The organism is Rhizobium sp. S152 (genome assembly GCF_030380735.1).
Taxonomy (GTDB): domain Bacteria; phylum Pseudomonadota; class Alphaproteobacteria; order Rhizobiales; family Rhizobiaceae; genus Rhizobium.
The window spans coordinates 1-1,173 of sequence record NZ_JAUDRZ010000024.1; the positions used below are offsets into that span (position 1 = coordinate 1).

General features: G+C 58.3%; 1 protein-coding gene. It reads left to right on the forward strand.

The window, feature by feature from the left end; genetic code table 11:
- The first annotated feature begins 210 nt into the window (after nt 1-210).
- Complete coding sequence (locus tag QTL95_RS16540) at nt 211-1,155, forward strand: IS110 family transposase (protein WP_442981301.1); 945 nt, start codon at nt 211-213, stop codon at nt 1,153-1,155.
- Nucleotides 1,156-1,173: the final 18 nt, after the last annotated feature.

The following is a 1,173-nucleotide window of genomic DNA, read 5'->3' on the forward strand; positions in this document are numbered from 1 at the left end:
GCTTGTCTTATGACTTTCTGCGCCGGACGGGCGAATATGAACCGCTGCGAGAGGGTTGCCTCCCTCTCTCAGCGGCGAGGGTCGGATCGTTGAATCGCTGACCGTTTGACGGGTCGAGCTAGAGTGTGATCGCCCTCGTCTTTCTCTTTGGTCCTGAACGGATACCCGGAGTTCGGCTCCGGATGACAAGCAGAGGACAAGCGAAAGATGATGAAAGATACCATTGGTGTCGATATCTCGAAAGACCACCTCGACGCGCACCGGATGAGCGATGGCGCAGCCCGCCGCTTTGCCAATGACACTGCCGGTCACAGCGCCTTCATCGACTGGCTCGGTCAAGCCGGGGCCCCCCATGACATTCGTGTCGTCTACGAACCGACAGGTCCCTATCACCGGGCGTTCGAACGCCAGGTCGACAGGGCGGGCGCGGCACTGGTCAAGGTCAATCCGCGGCAAGCACGGCGTTTTGCGGAAGCCACAGGCAAGCTGGCCAAGACGGATCGGGCAGATGCCGCCATGCTCGCACGCATGGGAGCAATCCTGGAACTCGAAGTACGGTCGGTACGAGGCCCGCTCCTCAACGATCTCAAGGATTTGCATATGGCCCGAGAAGCGTTGATCAAGAACCGCACTGCCGCCAGGAACAGGGCAAAGAACCTGACCTTGGCTATTCTCAAGCGTCACAACGCTGAGCAACTTAGGCAGATCGAGCGTCAGATGATCGCGATCGAAAGGGAGATCATGCTGATCATCAAGCATGATCCAGACCTCGCAGGTCGTTTCGATATCCTTGTCTCGATTCCGGGCGTGTCGACAGTTACCGCCTTCGCGCTCCTGATCGACATGCCCGAACTCGGCACTCTCGAGCAAGGGCAGGCAGCCTCTCTGGCGGGTCTCGCACCCGTCGCAAGGCAGTCTGGGACATGGACCGGTCGCGCGTTCATCCGTGGTGGCCGCGCCAATGTCCGCCACGCGCTATACATGCCGGCACTCGTCGCCATGCGCTTCAATCCCGATCTAAAGGCAAAATACGATCAGCTAAAAGCTGCAGGAAAAGCACCAAAGGTTGCCATCACAGCAATCATGCGAAAACTCATCGTCCTCGCCAATGCACTGCTCAGCAAAGGCAGAAAATGGGTTCCATCCCTGCCTTGACCAACACGGATACTCTAG